This is a genomic window from Providencia sp. PROV033 (assembly GCF_028484855.1).
Lineage (GTDB): Bacteria > Pseudomonadota > Gammaproteobacteria > Enterobacterales > Enterobacteriaceae > Providencia > Providencia alcalifaciens.
Window position 1 is genome coordinate 1 of sequence record NZ_JAMPSW010000014.1, and the last position, 17258, is coordinate 17258.

The 17258-nt window shown below is 40.3% G+C and carries 13 protein-coding genes; 12 read left to right on the forward strand and 1 reads right to left on the reverse strand.

Features of this window, described 5'->3' with window-relative positions; all coding sequences use genetic code 11:
* Positions 1–205 precede the first annotated feature (205 nt).
* The 7 genes from PSF16_RS04180 (at position 206) to PSF16_RS04210 (ending at position 8516) form a co-directional block, all read left to right on the forward strand.
* Positions 206–2293, forward strand: a complete 2088-nt coding sequence (locus PSF16_RS04180; protein WP_036960352.1) for a peptidase domain-containing ABC transporter — start codon at positions 206–208, stop codon at positions 2291–2293.
* 17 nt (positions 2294–2310) lie between these two features.
* Positions 2311–3639: an HlyD family type I secretion periplasmic adaptor subunit gene (locus PSF16_RS04185; RefSeq protein ID WP_272688821.1), complete on the forward strand. Its 1329-nt coding sequence runs from the start codon at positions 2311–2313 to the stop codon at positions 3637–3639.
* Between the two features lie 3 nt (positions 3640–3642).
* Positions 3643–5733, forward strand: a complete 2091-nt coding sequence (locus PSF16_RS04190) for a type I secretion system permease/ATPase (RefSeq protein WP_224050922.1) — start codon at positions 3643–3645, stop codon at positions 5731–5733.
* A 173-nt stretch (positions 5734–5906) separates the two neighbouring features.
* Complete coding sequence (ybfE, locus tag PSF16_RS04195) at positions 5907–6200, forward strand: LexA regulated protein (RefSeq protein ID WP_006662178.1); 294 nt, start codon at positions 5907–5909, stop codon at positions 6198–6200.
* Positions 6201–6353: 153 nt separating this feature from the next.
* Positions 6354–6881 (forward strand): flavodoxin FldA, encoded by a 528-nt coding sequence (fldA, locus tag PSF16_RS04200; protein ID WP_006657796.1) that lies wholly within the window; start codon positions 6354–6356, stop codon positions 6879–6881.
* Between the two features lie 232 nt (positions 6882–7113).
* Entirely contained in the window at positions 7114–7560 is a 447-nt protein-coding gene (fur, locus tag PSF16_RS04205; RefSeq protein ID WP_006657795.1) for a ferric iron uptake transcriptional regulator, read from the forward strand.
* A gap of 434 nt (positions 7561–7994) precedes the next feature.
* The gene (locus PSF16_RS04210) at positions 7995–8516 is read left to right on the forward strand and encodes a bactofilin family protein (RefSeq protein ID WP_117584501.1); all 522 of its coding nucleotides are present in this window, start codon (positions 7995–7997) and stop codon (positions 8514–8516) included.
* Between the two features lie 181 nt (positions 8517–8697).
* On the opposite strand, the gene ansB is transcribed toward PSF16_RS04210, so the two are convergent.
* Complete coding sequence (gene ansB, locus PSF16_RS04215; protein ID WP_006657793.1) at positions 8698–9741, reverse strand: L-asparaginase 2; 1044 nt, start codon at positions 9739–9741, stop codon at positions 8698–8700.
* Between the two features lie 235 nt (positions 9742–9976).
* On the opposite strand from ansB, the gene ycaO reads away from it, so the two are divergent.
* The 5 genes from ycaO to PSF16_RS04240 all read left to right on the forward strand — a co-directional run bounded on the left by ycaO (position 9977) and on the right by PSF16_RS04240 (position 17228).
* Positions 9977–11731, forward strand: a complete 1755-nt coding sequence (gene ycaO / locus PSF16_RS04220; RefSeq protein ID WP_036960343.1) for a 30S ribosomal protein S12 methylthiotransferase accessory factor YcaO — start codon at positions 9977–9979, stop codon at positions 11729–11731.
* 332 nt (positions 11732–12063) lie between these two features.
* Positions 12064–12921, forward strand: coding sequence for a formate transporter FocA (focA, locus tag PSF16_RS04225; RefSeq protein ID WP_006662181.1), 858 nt, complete (start codon positions 12064–12066; stop codon positions 12919–12921).
* A gap of 88 nt (positions 12922–13009) precedes the next feature.
* On the forward strand, positions 13010–15292 hold the full coding sequence (pflB, locus tag PSF16_RS04230; RefSeq protein WP_006662182.1) for a formate C-acetyltransferase: 2283 nt from the start codon (positions 13010–13012) through the stop codon (positions 15290–15292).
* A gap of 112 nt (positions 15293–15404) precedes the next feature.
* Positions 15405–16199, forward strand: a complete 795-nt coding sequence (gene pflA / locus PSF16_RS04235) for a pyruvate formate lyase 1-activating protein (RefSeq protein WP_272688822.1) — start codon at positions 15405–15407, stop codon at positions 16197–16199.
* A 198-nt stretch (positions 16200–16397) separates the two neighbouring features.
* Positions 16398–17228, forward strand: coding sequence for a BPSS1780 family membrane protein (locus tag PSF16_RS04240; RefSeq protein WP_272688823.1), 831 nt, complete (start codon positions 16398–16400; stop codon positions 17226–17228).
* Positions 17229–17258: the final 30 nt, after the last annotated feature.

The following is a 17258-nucleotide window of genomic DNA, read 5'->3' on the forward strand; positions in this document are numbered from 1 at the left end:
AATCCTTTGCAGTACTGCCCCCGATATTTAATTTTTAAATATCGGGGGCAAAGGTATATCCTCAATATATTCATATTCAAATAATAAGACGAACTTCAATACACTTGTAATTATGATGACGGTATTATCCATCTCGATTAAATAACTAAATTCTCGAAATTGATACATGAGCATTATTAAAATTATAGGATGATAAAAATACACAATGGAAAGTGTTAAAACACAATCAACGTTATATTTTATTAGCATAATTGCAAAGCTTTCTGGTGAAATCGACTATGACGATTTCAAGCAAGCCACAAAAGATATTCATCATATTGAAAATTACATTAAAGTAATAAAAGATAAATATCAGATTAAATGTAAAAATAAATATCAGCGTGATAAAAAAATAAAGAAACTCCCTTCACCCGCTATTTTATATGATAATAATGGGCATGCATTTCTTCTGGCTAATCATAATCAAGAACAGGTGCTGATTCAGCGTATTGGTCAATCCTCGCCTGAAATATGGAGCCATGAAGAACTCCAAAATAACTGGAGTGGAGATTGGCTTCACGTCAAAGTCAAACAAGGAAAATTCGATATTTCATGGTTCCAAACAGAATTCATGAAGTACCGTAGTATTATTGCATGGGTACTGGTTTTTTCCTTTATTCTACAAATTTTGGCTTTAGCTTCGCCTATTGTCATGCAAGTAATTATGGATAAAGTCCTTATTCATAATAGTTTATCCACCTTGGATGTTTTAATTTTCGGTTTAATTGTTGCTGCTATCATCGAAGTTATATTAAAAGGTCTAAGAGAATATATTTATAACCATACCGTCAATCGTATTGATATGACGCTAGGATTAAAACTCGTTAATCATTTATTGCATCTGCCTATTTCGTTTTTTAAAAATAGACAAATCGGTGCGATTGTCACTCGAGTAAAAGAATTAGAAACCATTCGAGAATTTTTAACGAGTAGCTTTTTCACACTGTGCGTTGATGTACTATTTTTATTTGTCTTCGTCTATGTGATGAACCTGCTATCCACCACACTTACCTTACTTTTCTTATGTTCAATCCCCTGCTATTTGCTGGTCGCATGGTGGCTGACACCAAAGATTGAAGCGGCAGCTCAGCAGCAGTTTGCAAATATTGCTATCAATACCTCATTTTTAACGGAAAGTGTGAATGGGATAGAGACAGCCAAAAGCTTATCCATTGAACCGAGCTTTACCCGTCGCTGGGATACACAAACTGCCGATATGAGCCAAACCAACTTTGTCTCTGGGCAAATCAGTTCTCGCTCAGAGCACATCGTCATGGTGATTGAAAAAGTCACCAGTGCCCTTGTTCTATGGGTGGGTGCGTCCGAAGTTCTCGCGTTGCAATTGACTATTGGGCAATTTATTGCTTTTCACATGATGGTCAACCACGCAAACCAACCGCTGGTGAAACTGGTGAAATTATGGGGAGACTATATTCGAACCAAAGTCGCAATAGAAAAACTGTCGCAAATAATCAACCTTCCGATAGAGCAAAGTAAAAAAGGCAATGACGTTCAACTCATTGGCAATATTCAACTACACAACATTAGCTTCCGTTATCAGCCTAATATGCCTTCTATCCTCGATAACTTTAATCTTTCGATTAAAGCAGGCGAAACCATCGGTATCGTGGGTACCTCAGGTTCAGGGAAAAGCACATTAGCTCGGTTAATATTGCGTTTATATACTCCAGAACAAGGGGCAATTTACCTTGATGGCACGCCAATTTCAGCTATCGAGCTTTCATCGTTAAGGAAACAAATTGGTATTGTTTTACAAGAAAATTTTCTCTTCAACCAATCTGTCTTCAATAATATCGCACAAACGAACCCCAATGCATCAATGGATCAAGTGGTGAATGCCGCAAAAATGGCGGGAGCGCATGATTTTATTCTCAAATTACCCATGGGATATGACACCGTTTTAGCTGAAGGTGGATCATCACTTTCAGGGGGACAACGCCAACGTATCGCCATCGCAAGAACCCTTTTAGCTGACCCTAAAATCATCATTTTCGATGAGGCCACCAGCGCATTAGATGACGAATCCCAAGCTATTATTCAAGAAAATATGCAAGAAATAGCCAAAGGGCGCACTGTTATTACGATTGCCCATCGCCTTTCCACAATCCGTAATCACCAACGCATTATCGTGATGCAACAGGGACAAATTGTTGAGCAAGGCAGCCACCAACAATTAATCGAAAATAATAAATTTTATAGACATTTATGGACGCTTCAGCAGTCTCTTAAATAATGACATGGATGTTAATCATGAAACGAAAATCAAACACTACCCGCTATAACAGCTTTTTACCTGCTCATTTATCTATTTTAAAAACACCACCCTCTTATTTGGCTTTTACAATGGCCATCAGCATTAGCGTCGGTATTTTTATTGCAATTGCATGGTCATATTTTGGCAAATTGGACGTTCAAGCCACTACTCAGGGAAAACTGATTGTCTCGGGAAGAACACAAACTATCCAAGCTTTTGAATTAAGCCGCTTACAACAAATCCACGTTGAAGATGGACAGCAAGTTAAACAAGGCGATCCATTACTCAGCGTCAAAGTCCTGGGTGTTGACCAAGATATTGTTAGCCTTCACTACCAGAAAAACTTTCATGCTAGTGAGGAAATGATCCACCATGCCTTACTCAATCAACAGCAAATCGAGACATCACCACGATACCCTCAGCTTTCATTAACGGAACAAGTCCAAGCAAAACTTAGCTACCAAACCATTAAAAAAGAGTATGAAACATTACTGAACGAGATAGCTAACGAAGTTCAACTTAATCGCGTGAATTACCAAGCAAGAGAACGTGAATTAAAAGATATCAATATATTGATGCATAACATTAAAAAACGACTTGATGCGCACACAGCTCTGAATCAAAAACAATTGATCAGCCAAAAAGAGTTTCTAGAACAAGAACGTGAGTTATTACTCGCTAGAAAAGAGAAAACCGCCAAACAATCTGAACTCTCCATATTGAATAGCCAACACCATGCTTTACGCGAAAAGCAAGATAGGATTAATGCGCAAAAACACCAAGAATGGTATGAGAAATATCAGCAAGCTAAATTCAAATTTGTATCCCTTGAGCAAGAGCTCATTAAAAACCAAGAAAGAAACCAACTAGAAATTATTCGTGCCCCCGTTGACGGAACAGTACAACAAATTGCTATTTATACTCTCGGTGCGGTTTTACAACCAGCACAGCAATTAATGGTTATCGTTCCTAATAATCATGTACAACTCGCGGAAGTCAAAATTCTGAATAAAGATATTGGTTTTATTCAAGAAGGCTTAAAAGCTGATGTAAAAATTGATGCATTCCCTTATACACGCTACGGCACCATTGAAGGTGAACTGCTATCTATTTCCCGTGATAGTACTCAAGATGAAAACTTAGGCTTAGTGTATTTGGCTCAAATTGGTTTAAGCAGTAAACAACTATTGGTTGAAGGAGAACACGTTGAATTAACGCCGGGTTTATCTATTGTTGCCGAAATAAAAACCGATAAACGTCGACTCATTGATTACCTGCTTAGCCCAATTAATGAATATACCTCCACTGCGATGAGAGAGAAGTAATCCATGGAACAGCGCAATAATAATGGCTTGGAAGCCTTAGTCTGGATAGCGAATCACTTTCAAAAAAATATCACTCAAGGGCAATTAATGCATGCTATTGGTATGCAGGGTGATTCACCAACAGATTTAGAACTCAGAGAATGTGCACAAATTATTGGTTATGAAACACAGCATGTGTCCTTGACTCAACAACAAATGCAAAATATTCCATTACCAGCCTTAATATTAATCAACCAACGTTGGCATATTATTACTCAAAACTCACCATTCACCGTCATCACGCCACAAGGTGACAGCGTAGAACCGTGGGATAATTCTGTTGATGTTCATTACTCCGTGATTCTAATTAAAGAACAATTGGAGACAGAACAAAAAAGGGCATTTGGTATTAGCTGGTTTATTCCCTCTATTATTCGCCAGCGTTTTAAACTCAAAAATGTCTTTATCCTAGCGGCAATTGTGCAACTATTTGCATTAATCAGCCCGCTACTATTTCAAAATCTGATTGATAAAGTGCTGGTGGGACGAAGCCTACCTAATTTGCACATTCTTGCGCTTGGCATACTCGCCATTGCAATTGCAGAGCCTATTTATAGCTTTATTCGTAATAAAATCTTCAGCCATACCAGCACACAAATTAGTGCAGAGTTATCCGGTAAACTCTATCGCCATTTAATGGCGTTACCGCTTAATTATTTTAAGTTAAGACCAACAGGAAAAATTATTGCTCGTGTCCGTGAATTAGCGCATATCCGTCAATTTTTGACTGGTTCAACACTTATGCTGTTCATTGACTTTATTTTTGTGATCCTGTTTGTCGCCGTCTTATTTTCGTATAGTGACATAATGACTTGGACTCTCGTCGGTTCTATGGGCGTCTTTTTTATTTTATGGATGATTTTAGGTCCCATTATTCGTCAACAGACAGAAAAATCTTACCAAGCTGATGAAAATGGCCTTACGTTTTTAACTGAATCCATTACGGGGATTGAAACCCTAAAAACTACCGCAACAGAGAAATATTTTTTTAGGCGTTGGCAGAAATTACTCAGTCAACAATTGATGCAAGGCTTTAAAGTATCCATGCGCAGCGTGGTTGCAACGCAATTGATGACATTAGTGAGTAAAATTACTACTGCGATTTTACTGTGGATTGGCGTGAACGAGGTGCTAGCAGGCAACATTACTCCAGGGGAGCTTGTCGCCTTTAATATGCTTAGCGCCCATGTAACTCAACCCATTTTGCGCTTTGCTCAAATTTGGCAAGATTTTCAGCATACGATCATTTCCCTTCGTCGCGTCGGTGATATTCTTGATAAACCTATTGAAAATGAGCGCCAAGGCATTGCTAGCTCCGCCGCTATTCAAGGCGAGATTCAGTTTCAAAACATCCGGTTTCGTTACCAACCAGAAACCCCTGAAGTCCTTAATAATCTCTGTTTATCCATCAAGGCGGGAGAATTTATTGGTATCACGGGTCCTTCTGGCTCGGGGAAAAGCACGCTAACAAAACTATTACAGCGATTATATGTTCCTCAACATGGGCAAGTTATTGTGGATGGAATGGATTTAGCCGTTGCCGATACAGTGGCATTGCGTCGTCGAATGAGTGTCGTGCTACAAGAAAGCACATTGTTTGTCGGAACAATTGCAGAAAATATTCGTTTAAGTTACCCACAAGCAAATGAGCAACAATTAATTCATGCAGCAAAACTTGCAGGTGCGTATGAATTTATTATGTCATTGCCTAATAATTTTAATTATCATTTATCTGAAAAAGGGTTAAATCTTTCAGGCGGGCAGCGTCAGCGCATTGCGTTAGCTCGAGCATTAATTACTGAGCCCGATATTTTAATTCTTGATGAGGCTACATCCGCATTAGATTACGAATCGGAATCTGCCATCATGCAAAACATGCCATTAATTTCACAAGGTAGAACGGTAATTAGCATCGCCCACCGTCTCAATACCATCATGAACGCCGATAAAATTTACGTGATTTGCAATGGGGAAGTGACTGAAACAGAAACCCATGAAAACCTTCTTAAATTGAATGGCATTTATGCAAATTTATGGCAGCAGCAGACTCGTTGACCTGAACAAAAAAGCATCTCCCCCTCGTTGGGTGATGCTTTTTTCTTAAAAGTGCTTTTTTTTTAATCTATTAGATGAATTAGCTGGGTATGCACCTATGGTACTAGGGATTCAGCTAGGGTATCATTGCGCGCTGAAATACTGGCACACCCCTTCCGTTAGCAATAGTAGATATGGCAAAAGAACAAACTGATCGCACGACACTGGATTTGTTCGCAGAAGAACGCAGGCCTGGGCGACCAAAAACTAGCCCGTTGTCGCGGGATGAACAATTAAGAATTAACAAACGAAATCAGCTCAAACGGGATAAAGTCAAAGGACTGCGTCGAGTTGAGCTGAAATTAAATGAAGACGCTGTCGCAGTCTTAAACCAATTAGCTGAAGAGAAAAATATAAGCCGAAGTGAGCTAATTGAAGAAATTTTGATGGCTCAACTTGAGCAGGTTAGTGAGACAATTGACCACTAGCTGTGTCTGAATGAATCACACAAATTTGACAGACTAACACCGTTTTTTTCGCCAAAATAAGGCGCAAATTTTACCTATTTTCGTTCTATTTTTAATTCTAGTAGAATCAATAAGTTAAACTCTCTGCTAGAAAAACAAGAGGTTAATCAATTTATGGCAGTTATAGGCATTTTCTTCGGAAGTGACACAGGTAACACAGAAAATATTGCCAAAATGATCCAAGAAAGATTAGGCAAAGATGTTGCAGAAGTTCACGATATTGCTAAGTGCAGCAAAGAAGATATCGAAGCATTTGATATCCTACTTCTCGGCATCCCGACGTGGTATTACGGTGAAGCTCAATGTGATTGGGATGATTTTTTCCCAACATTAGAAGAAATTGATTTTGACGGTAAACTTGTCGCGCTGTTTGGTTGTGGAGACCAAGAAGACTACGCAGAATATTTCTGTGATGCGATGGGTACCATCCGTGACATCATTGAGCCCCGCGGCGCAGTCATTGTGGGACACTGGCCAACAGAAGGCTACCACTTTGAAGCCTCTAAAGGTATGGCTGATGATACTCACTTTATCGGTCTTGCTATCGATGAAGATCGTCAACCAGAGCTTACCGAAGAGCGTGTTAATGCTTGGGTTAAACAGATCTCTGAAGAGATGTCGCTGGCTGAAATCCTTGGCTAATAATGACATTGATTGTCAATTAAAAGCGAGCACTGTTAGATATGATGGCTCATTCGTCCACCACATTAAGGGACTCGCTTTTAAGCTCGAATCAAAATAATGAGACAATGCATGGTTTCTATTTTTATTTTCCATGCCTATAATTGTAAATCAGTTTAGAAGACAACTGGATTTTTGTTAAAAACGTCTCATTATTGTTAAATTTATGATTTAAAATACAGGACAAGCCCGCATGACAGACAATAATAAAGCATTGAAAAATGCAGGACTCAAAGTCACTCTTCCAAGATTGAAGATTTTGGAAGTACTTCAGGAGCCTGAGTGCCATCACGTCAGTGCGGAAGATCTCTACAAGAAGCTGATTGATATTGGTGAAGAAATCGGATTAGCAACTGTCTATCGCGTATTAAACCAATTTGATGATGCTGGTATTGTGACACGTCACAATTTCGAAGGTGGAAAATCCGTATTTGAATTAACTCAGCAACATCACCATGACCACCTAATTTGTTTAGATTGTGGCAAGGTTATCGAATTTACAGACGAATCAATCGAAAAACGCCAGCATGATATCGCTGCACGTCACGGTATTAAACTGTCTAACCACAGTTTATATCTGTATGGTCACTGCGCTGAAGGTAATTGTCGCGAAAATACTGAAGCACACGAAGCAAAATAATCACATTATCAATCGCTTCTTTCTTTTAAAGGAAGCGATTGAATTAAGACGTGATTTAATGCTGAGAATACCCACTTAATGTTCATTGTGGGTATTTTTATTTAACCCTTCTTAACATCTCCCTATTTCCATTCTATATCTGAAAAATAACGACTATTTTTTAAAAACTCATGCCTTTATTTCTTCAGATAAAACTAAAATCATCCTCTATTCTTTAATTTGTTATGTGTTATTTTAATTTATACTGATGCTTAAATTTATGTGTAAGAGATTAAAAGATGAAAAAAGCCTATCTGTTTTTGAACATAAGTTTTTTCTTCTGGTTTCTTACTTTGATAGCGTGGTTTTTTAGATATACCGTTGTGGCATCTCTTGCCTTTATATCTTCAATCATTTGTTTGGTTCTATACTTCAATTTCAAAAAGGTTAGTCACATGTTCAATAAAAAACAAAACAAACCAGAGCCCACTCCCACTATCAATAAAGAAGAAATCATTCAACAGATCGCTGAGGAAAAAATGCAAGTATCATCACCGACGGTCAGTGAAGAAAAAACCAATACTATCATTGCCAAAGATGTCGTATTTGAAGGCAATGTGACCTCCAATGAGCAAGTGCATATTTATGGTACTGTGATTGGTAATATTACTGGCAAAAATAACACCGTAAAAATTATGCAAAATGGGCATGTTACCGGCAATATTACGAGTAATGAATTGTGGGTAAACGGTAAAGTTGAAGGGGAATGTATTTCGGAAACCATCAGCATTGATACCAATGGCGAAATTTATGGGACTATCCGCTATTCGAATTTATCCATCAAAAAAGGCGGAATATTTTCTGGGCTTGCTGAAGTTAAATCTGCCACACAATCGACAGGAAACGTAACTGCATTTAAAGAAAAAAATAAGCAAGAAAAATCCGATCCTCAAACACCCGAAGTCGGTGCTTTATAATTAATTTTGTTAAATATATGATACATAAATACTCGATAATAAACTTTATTACCTATCTTATAGGAATTTATTATCGAGTTATTTTGATTATTTAAATGTGATTATCAATCAAGAAACACATTCTAGATGTAGTTATAAAAACATAATCAAAGCGACATTTCTGCCGCCTATTCTTAGAGAATTAATATTGCTCAAACATTTCTTGAATCTTTTTCGGATCTTTTGTTTGAGTCAGTGCTAATTGTAATAATACGCGTGATTTTTGTGGATTTAATCTTTCGGAAGCCACAAAGCCATATTCATTGTCATTCACTTCAGCATTACGTGTTGTATAGCCTGTTGGAACTCGGCTAGAACGCACAACAACCACATCTTCTTTTGCCGCATTCGCGAGTGCATCAAAAATGGTCTTATACATATTGCCGTTACCTACCCCCGCACTGACGATACCTTTAACTCCTTCTTCACGTAGCGCTTTTACTGGTGCAGCCGAAGCATTTGCATAGTTATAAACGATACCGACTTCCGGCAATTTATCTAATTTACTCACATCAAAAACAGGCTTGTCACCGCGAGGCTGAGCAGCTTGGTAGTAAGTCACTTTACCATCATGAATATAACCTTCAGCTCCCGCATTCACCGCGTCGAATGCTTGAACTTCCGTTGTACTCATTTTCATCACATTACGACCCTGAATCACTTTGTCATTCATTGCCATCAGCACGCCTCGCTCCCCTGCTGATTTGTCAGATGCCAGTACCACGGCATTGTACAAATTCAATGGACCGTCGGCCCCCAAGGCAGTAGAAGGACGCATCGCACCAACCATTACAATGGGTTTTTTACATGCTGTAGTCAAATCGAGGAAAAAGGCAGTCTCTTCCATGGTGTCAGTACCATGAGTGATGACAAAACCATCGGTTTTATTACAATCTTGGTTGATTTTTTTAGCGAGGGTTAGCCACACTTGATCATTCATATCTTGAGAACCGATGTTCACAAGCTGCTCACCACTAAGATTGGCAATTTTTTTAGTTTCTGGTACCGCATTCAGTAAAGAATCAATCCCCACCTTACCCGCTTGATAGCTCGAGCCAGTTGCTGATTCTCCCCCACCAGCGATCGTCCCGCCTGTTGCCAACACAGTAATATTCGGTTGTGCAAATGCAGATGCAGCAAACAATGAAACCAATGTGGCTAACAGTGCTTTATTACGGTTTTTCATCCTATTTTCCTTTAACTAAAATTGACGAACATGATATTAAAAATAAACTTACGTTATTATGTGGATTTAATCCGAGAGTTTTGTGATCCGCTTAGTCATTTTAGTAAATTCTAATTTTTTGCCTGTTTTCTGTCTTGAATAAAAAACAGGAACTCAGCATAAAAAGCGTGAGCAATCTGGGAAAAATCCGTATCATAGTCGCTATCTGAAACAAGCCATTTACAAGTGACTGACAATGAGCCAAACATTTATTCCCGGCAAAGATGCCGCACTCGAAGTCTCCATTGAAGCATTCCAAACTAAACTGAAAAATCTAGGATTCGATATCGAAGAGGCCTCTTGGCTAAATCCCGTACCGAACGTTTGGTCCGTTCATATCCGTGATAAGGAATGCCCACTGTGCTTTACCAATGGTAAAGGCGCCAGTAAAAAAGCGGCATTAGCTTCTGCACTTGGCGAGTATTTTGAACGTTTATCCACAAACTATTTCTTTGCGGATTTTTATCTGGGTAAATCTATCGCTGAAGGGGACTTCGTCCATTATCCTAATGAGAAATGGTTCCCGCTCACCGAAGACGACAGCCTACCAGAAGGTTTATTAGATGAGCGCTTAGTTGCGTTTTACGATCCTGATAATGCACTCGCTGGCAGCCAACTTATCGACCTGCAATCTGGCAATGAAGAACGTGGTATCTGCGCCCTTCCATTTACACGCCAATCAGATAATCGCACCGTCTATATTCCGATGAATATCGTGGGCAACCTGTATGTATCCAATGGGATGTCCGCAGGAAACACCGCAAATGAAGCGCGAGTTCAAGGGTTATCCGAAGTGTTCGAACGCTTTGTGAAAAACAAAATTATTGCTGAAAGCATTAGCTTACCGACAATTCCTGCCGAAGTGATGGCTCGCTATCCAGGTGTCGTTGCAGCAATTGAAACGTTAGAAAATGAAGGTTTCCCAATCTTCAGCTACGATGCATCTTTAGGTGGGGAATTCCCTGTTATCTGTGTTGTGTTATTTAACCCACAAAACGGAACGTGTTTTGCCTCTTTCGGTGCACACCCTGATTTTGGTGTTGCATTAGAGCGTACCGTAACTGAATTGCTGCAAGGCCGTGGTCTGAAAGACTTAGATGTCTTTAACGCCCCAACCTTTGACGATGAAGAAGTGGGTGAACACACGAACTTAGAAACTCACTTTATCGATTCTAGCGGTTTAATTAGCTGGGATACGTTTAAAGATGATGCGGATTATCCATTCGTAGATTGGAGCTTTAAAGGGACCACGACCGAAGAGTTCGCCACATTAATGGCCATCTTCAATAAGCTTGATGCGGAAGTTTATATTGCCGACTATAGCCATTTAGGCGTATACGCATGCCGTATTTTAGTACCAGGCATGTCCGATATCTATCCTGTCGAAGATTTGCACATTGCTAACAATGCGATGGGGGCTTACCTGCGTGACACCATCATGGCGCTGCCAGATAGCCAATGGGAAAAAGAAGATTACCTCGCGTTAATTGAACAGTTAGATGATGACGGTTTAGATGACTTTACCCGCGTACGCGAGCTGTTAGGTTTAGCCGTTGGCAAAGATAATGGCTGGAGTAACCTGCGCATCGGTGAATTGAAATCAATGCTGGCGCTAGCAGGTGGTGATCTTGAACAAGCACTGGCTTGGGTCGAATGGACACAAGACTTCAACAGTTCAGTATTCACGCCTGAACGTGCCAACTACTATCGTTGCTTGCACACCTTACTGCTGCTTTCTCAAGAAGAAGAGAGAGAACCTACTCAATATTATCAAGCATTTGTTCGTATGTATGGGCAAGAAGCGGTGGATGCAGCATCCGCAGCCATCGCCGGTGAATCGTGTTTCTATGGATTATGGTCAGTAGATGCAGAATTAAAAGCATTACCGGCTCATCAAGGACTACTCGCTGCTTACGAAAAGCTGCAAAGAGCCAAGCGCGCTAACGCGTAATTGACGACAATAAGATAAAGGCCTTCGGGCTTTTATCTTTACTTAAGCAATATTTAATTTCAATCACATAATAATTATCGATATTCGTTAACAATCATCTGTAACATTTTACTTCTGAAGACCGTTTTTCGTGGTTTTATAAAAATTTTTTATAAAATTTAAAAAATATTTTTTATAATTAAATCATAACGTTACCTTTAATTTTGACGATTTTAGACCTATTTCACCCCCGTTCTCTTAACACTTCATGATCCACATCAAATTTATCACCACACCCGTTTGTTACTATAATTGCGTGCTATAATTAATCAACTTTGTAAGAGAGTGTTGGTATGAAAGCTGACAACCCTTTTAATTTATTACCCCCTGCTGTAATGGCTCAAGTCGCTAATGATGTGGGCGTTTATAAAGTCAACAAACACCCCGCCATGACTTACTTGTCAGCATTCACCGCTGGTATCTTTATCTCTATCGCTTTTGTGTTCTATATCACAGCTACTACGGGTACCGCGAGTGCGCCTTATGGCTTCACCAAACTGATTGGGGGCATCTGCTTCTCTCTTGGATTAATGTTGGTAGTGGTCTGTGGAGCCGACTTATTTACATCCACTGTTTTAACCGTTGTTGCTAAAGCCACAGGAAAAATCTCTTGGGGTCAAATGCTCCTCAACTGGTTCCACGTTTATATTGGCAACTTAGTCGGCGCACTGTTTTTTGTCGCGGTTATTTGGTTTGCAGGGCAATATGTTGCCGCAAACGGTCAATGGGGTTTGAACGTACTACAAACCGCCAACTACAAACTACACCACACTTTTGTGGAAGCTGTCTTCCTTGGTATTTTAGCTAACTTAATGGTTTGCTTAGCTGTTTGGATGAGTTATGCCGGTCGTAGCCTAACCGATAAATTTGTCGCCTTGATTCTGCCTGTTGCGATGTTCGTCGCCAGCGGTTTTGAGCACAGTATCGCAAATATGTTTATGATCCCTATGGGTATCATGATTAAAGAATTCGCCCCTGTTGAATTTTGGACTCAAATCAACATGGCACCTGAGCAATTCGCTAACCTAACGGTTGGGAACTTTATCAGTGACAATTTAATACCAGTGACTATCGGAAATATTATTGGCGGCGCAGTGTTAGTCGGCCTAGTTTACTGGTTAATGCATCTGCGTAATAACGAAAAACATTAATCGAAATTTGTTAATATAATTGTTATTACACGTACACAAAGATTTATTAAGATCCCTCAAAGATCCATTGTTAAAAGGTAAAAGTATCATGTCCGAATTAAATGAAAAATTCGCTTTAGCATGGCAAGGTTTTAGCCAAGGTGACTGGCAGAATAACGTCAACGTCCGTGACTTTATTCAGAAAAACTATACTCCGTATGAAGGTGATGAATCTTTCTTAGCAGGCTCAACTCCAGCAACTGATAAGCTGTGGGAAAAAGTCATGGAAGGGATCAAAATCGAAAACCGCACTCACGCACCAGTTGATTTTGATACAGACCTTGCATCAACAATCACTTCCCATGATGCTGGTTACATTAACAAAGAATTAGAAACTATCGTTGGTCTACAAACTGACGCACCTCTGAAACGTGGCCTTATCCCGTTCGGTGGTATCAAAATGGTTGAAGGTTCATGTAAAGCTTATGATCGTACTTTAGATCCTAGCCTGAAAAAAATCTTCACTGAATACCGTAAAACTCACAACCAAGGTGTTTTCGATGTTTATACTCCAGACATCTTAAAATGCCGTAAATCCGGTATCTTAACCGGTTTACCAGATGCCTATGGTCGTGGTCGTATCATCGGTGACTACCGTCGTGTTGCTCTGTACGGTATTGATTTCCTGATGAAAGACAAATTCAACCAATTCACTTCTCTGCAAGAAAGATTAGAGAAAGGTGAAGACCTGCAAATGACTATCCAATTGCGCGAAGAAATTGCGGAGCAACATCGTGCACTGGGTCAAATCAAAGAGATGGCAGCTAAATATGGCTACGACATCTCTGGTCCTGCAACTAACGCACAAGAAGCAGTTCAATGGACTTACTTCGGTTACTTAGCGGCTGTTAAATCTCAAAACGGTGCGGCAATGTCATTTGGTCGTGTATCTACGTTCTTAGACGTGTACATCCAACGTGACTTAGATGCAGGTAAAATCACAGAAGAACAAGCGCAAGAACTGATTGACCACTTAGTCATGAAACTGCGTATGGTTCGTTTCTTACGTACACCTGAATACGATGAGCTGTTCTCTGGTGACCCAATTTGGGCAACAGAATCACTGGCAGGTATGGGTCTTGATGGCCGTACTATGGTGACTAAAAACACCTTCCGTTTCCTGAACACACTGTATACCATGGGCCCATCTCCAGAGCCTAACATGACTATCCTGTGGTCAGAAAAACTGCCAATGAACTTCAAAAAGTTCGCAGCAAAAGTCTCTATCGACACCTCTTCTGTACAGTATGAAAACGACGATTTAATGCGTCCTGACTTCAACAATGATGACTACGCAATCGCATGTTGCGTAAGCCCAATGATTGTTGGTAAACAAATGCAGTTCTTCGGCGCTCGTGCAAACTTAGCGAAAACAATGCTGTACACCATCAATGGTGGTGTGGACGAAAAACTGAAAATGCAAGTGGGTCCTAAACACGCACCTATCATGGATGAAGTTCTCGACTTCGATACCGTGATGGACAAAATGGACCACTTCATGGACTGGTTAGCAACTCAGTACGTTACTGCGCTGAACTGCATCCACTTCATGCATGATAAATACAGCTATGAAGCAGCACTGATGGCGCTTCATGACCGTGATGTTTACCGTACAATGGCATGTGGTATCGCAGGTCTGTCTGTTGCTGCTGACTCACTGTCTGCAATCAAGTACGCAAAAGTTAAACCAATTCGTGATGAAGACGGTATCGCTATCGACTTCGAAATCGAAGGTGAATATCCACAATTTGGTAACAATGACCCACGTGTTGATGATATCGCTTGTGACTTAGTAGAACGTTTCATGAAGAAAATTCAGAAACTGCCTACTTACCGTAACGCGGTTCCAACTCAGTCTGTTCTGACCATTACTTCTAACGTTGTGTATGGTAAGAAAACAGGTAACACCCCAGATGGTCGTCGCGCTGGTGCACCATTCGGACCAGGTGCTAACCCAATGCACGGTCGTGACCAAAAAGGTGCGGTAGCATCTCTGACTTCTGTTGCTAAACTGCCATTTGCTTACGCAAAAGATGGTATCTCTTATACCTTCTCTATCGTGCCAAATGCGTTAGGTAAAGATGACGAAGTGCGTAAAACTAACTTAGCGGGTCTGATGGATGGTTACTTCCATCATGAATCTTCTATCGAAGGCGGTCAGCACTTAAACGTGAACGTGATGAACCGTGAAATGCTGTTAGATGCGATGGAAAACCCAGAGAAATATCCACAACTGACTATCCGTGTATCGGGTTATGCGGTGCGTTTTAACTCTCTGACTAAAGAACAGCAGCAAGACGTTATTACTCGTACTTTCACCAGTACTCTGTAATACTGCGCTAAGATTCTATAACGTAAAATAAATAAAAGGCCCCTCCCATTGGGGCCTTTCTATCTTAGTCAAAGATAAGAGATTATAATTCTACATTCTGTGAGTTCCTGCTATGTCAACAACGCAAAAGACTATTCCAACGACTGAAATTTCGACCACCTCGCCACCCGCGACGTTTGGACGAATTCACTCTTTTGAATCCTGTGGTACCGTCGACGGTCCAGGGATCCGCTTTATCGTTTTCTTCCAAGGCTGCCTAATGCGCTGCCTGTATTGCCATAACCGTGATACGTGGGATACCCATACAGGTAACATGGTTACCGTTGATGAGTTAATGAAAGAAGCGGTCACTTACCGCCATTTTATGAACGCAACCGGCGGTGGTGTCACGGCATCAGGTGGTGAAGCTATTTTACAGGCTGATTTTGTCCGTGATTGGTTCCGTGCCTGCAAAAAAGAGAACATTCATACATGCTTAGACACTAACGGGTTTGTTCGTCGCTATGACCCTGTCATTGATGAGCTAATGGATGTCACTGATCTTGTGATGCTAGATTTGAAACAGCTTGATGACGAAATTCACCAAAAACTAGTCGGGGTTTCCAATCATCGCACTTTAGAATTTGCCCGCTACCTTGCAAAACGTAACCAAAAAACGTGGATCCGTTATGTTGTCGTGCCAGGTTGGAGTGACGATGATCATTCAGTTCATATGCTCGGTGAGTTTGTTAAAGATATGGATAATATCGAGAAAATTGAATTACTCCCTTATCATGAGCTGGGCAAACACAAATGGGAAGCCATGGGTGAAGAGTACAAACTTGATGGCGTGAGACCACCGTCAAAAGAGGTAATGGAAAGAGTCAAAAGTATCCTCGAAAGCTACAGCAAAAAAGTCATGTACTAATTTCTTCATAGGCTCCCTTCTGGGAGCCTATTTCATATAATCTCTTCGCATCCGACCTCTCTTCTCGTTACCAGATTACTCTGCTTTGAACAGGCACGGTTTTTAGGCATAATCCGCACGTTAAATTTAATTTATTAATAGCAACATAACTCTATAATAAATATTGCTAATTCATCACTACTAAATAGGTCACTCACTATGAACAATGAACACGATAATGTTGATAACGACATTTCGCCTATGACACCACCCGAGCCCATCGATAGCTTTGTATTTACACCAGAACCTAATGCCGTTCAAGCAGGAGAAGGCGTTGAATGGATCAGCCAAGCATGGGCACTGGTCAAGGAAAAATTAGGGATGTGGATCCTCATTAACATCGTCTTTTTCCTGATTATTTTTGCCATGGCTTTCTTGCCACTCGTTAGCATGTTCGTCAGCTTTGTTACGCCTGTTTTTGTGGGTGGGATTATTGCCATTTGCGAAAATCAGCGCAAAACCGGTGAAGCGGATATTGGCTTACTTTTCTCTGGATTCCAAAAGAAATTTGGTGAACTGTTTGCTGTCGGCGCCATTAACTTCGCCGCAAATATGGTAGGCATGTTAATTGCGTTCCTCATCGCAGGTTCCGCAATCTTTAGTTTAGTGATGCAAGCCGATCAATATGATGGAATTTCTGATGCTGCATTTTTCGCATCAACGGGGTCATTCGTCGTCGCTGGAATTGTCATGGCATTAGCCAGCTTATTTGGTACCGCATTGACGTGGTTTGCCCCTGCGTTAATCATGAACCATGACTTTAAAATTGGTACTTCTATTTCCGCCAGCTTACAAGCCGTCAAGAAAAACCTATTGCCTGGTTTCCTATTCTTCCTGATTGCCATGGTACTGATGTTTGTCTCTATCATTCCTTTTGGATTAGGTCTGTTTATTTCTATGCCAATTATGTATGCGACATACTACAGCACATACCGCAGTATCTTTTTTACCGAGACTAAACAGTCACAAACCAGCTCATTGATTATGTAATCACAGCTGAGATATCGTGCTCATTTGCTT